General features: G+C 70.5%; 2 protein-coding genes. Both read right to left on the bottom strand.

The genetic code is table 11. The features are described 5' to 3' along the window. On the bottom strand, positions 1–420 hold a 420-nt coding region (locus ACIPIA_RS16180), incomplete at its 3' end, for a CinA family protein (protein WP_400510997.1). A gap of 4 nt (positions 421–424) precedes the next feature. Next, positions 425–1,469 (bottom strand): 2-C-methyl-D-erythritol 2,4-cyclodiphosphate synthase (ispF, locus tag ACIPIA_RS16175; protein WP_400510996.1); only part of this gene is annotated, 1,045 nt, incomplete at its 5' end.

Raw genomic sequence — 1,469 nt, 5'->3', positions numbered from 1 at the left:
AAGATCTCCGAAGCGCATCTCGCGGTGCTCGGTCCCAGCGGGAGTCGCGCAGGCGAAATGGACAAGGCCGACAGGCTTCTGCGCGGTTCCGCCGCCCGGCCCGGCCACGCCGGTGATCGCGACCGCCAGATCGGCCGACAGCCTGGCCCGCCCGCCCGCGGCCATCGCGCGCGCCACCGGCTCGCTGACCGCTCCATGCGTCGCGATGAGCGCCGGGGGGACGTCTGCGAGCGCCGTCTTGGCTGCGTTGGAATAGGTCACCAGGCCACCGTTCACGACGTCGGATGAACCTGGAATCGCCGTCAGCGCCCCTGCGACGAGGCCGCCCGTGCAGGATTCAACGGTCGCGACCGTGCGCCCGGCCTTGCGGCACAGCGCCAGAACGGTCTCGGACAGCATCGCAGTGGCGGGGTCGAACATCGCGCTACTCCGTTTCGGGCAAGCGGATCGTTGCCGTCGCCAGCGCGACAAGGCCTTCGCGGCGGCCGGTGAAGCCCATGCGCTCGGATGTCGTTGCCTTGATCGCGACCTTGGAGACGGGAACGCCGGCGGCATCGGCGATCGCCGCGCGAATGGCGTCGCGGTGCGGTCCCACCTTCGGCGCCTCGCAGACGATGGTGAGGTCGAGATGGTCGATGCGCCCGCCGCGCTCGCGAACGCGCCCTGCCGCGAAAGCGAGGAATTGTGCGGAGGCGGCACCGCGCCATTGCGGGTCGCTCGGTGGGAAATGCGTGCCGATGTCTCCATCCGCGAGGGCGCCGAGCAGGGCGTCCGTCAGGGCGTGGAGCGCCACGTCGCCGTCGGAATGGGCGACGACCCCGCGGTCATGCACGATCCTGACGCCGCCGAGCCAGACATGATCGCCAGGACCGAAGGCGTGGACGTCGTAGCCTGTGCCCACCCGCGTCACCAGCGTCTGGCCGGGATGAGGCTCGCCGCGGAAATCCCCGGCATGGGTCAGCTTGATGTTGGCCAGGTCGCCCTCGAATGTCACGACGGGGTGGCCGGCCCATTCCATCAGCGCGGCATCGTCGGTGAAGCCGTGAATCGAGGCTGCTTCCGCCGCCTCATGTGCCGCCAGGAGTGGCTTGAATCGGAAGCTTTGCGGCGTCTGGACAGTGACGAGTGCGTCGCGCGCCGGCGTTTCGACGACATGGCCGCCGGCATCGATGCGCTTGACCGTGTCGGTGACGCGCAGCGCCGGGATCGCCGCCAGCCCGGCCTTGCCGAGCGCTGCGATCGCCGTCCCGATCAGGGCATGCGAGACGAAGGGGCGGGCGGCGTCGTGGACGAGCACCATGCCGTCGAAGCCGTCGCGGGCTAGAGCAAGCAGGCCGCGCCGGACCGAATCCTGCCGTGTCGCACCCCCTTGCACGGGGGGCGCCAGCCGGCGGTCCTCGATCCCGGCGACGGCATTGGCGTAGCGAGCTTCGTCGCCTTCGCCGATGACGACGACCACCGGGCCGATC

It is taken from the genome of Allobosea sp. CER48 (assembly GCF_044752385.1).
GTDB lineage: Bacteria > Pseudomonadota > Alphaproteobacteria > Rhizobiales > Beijerinckiaceae > Allobosea.
This window is presented reverse-complemented; position numbering and strand designations above follow the sequence as displayed.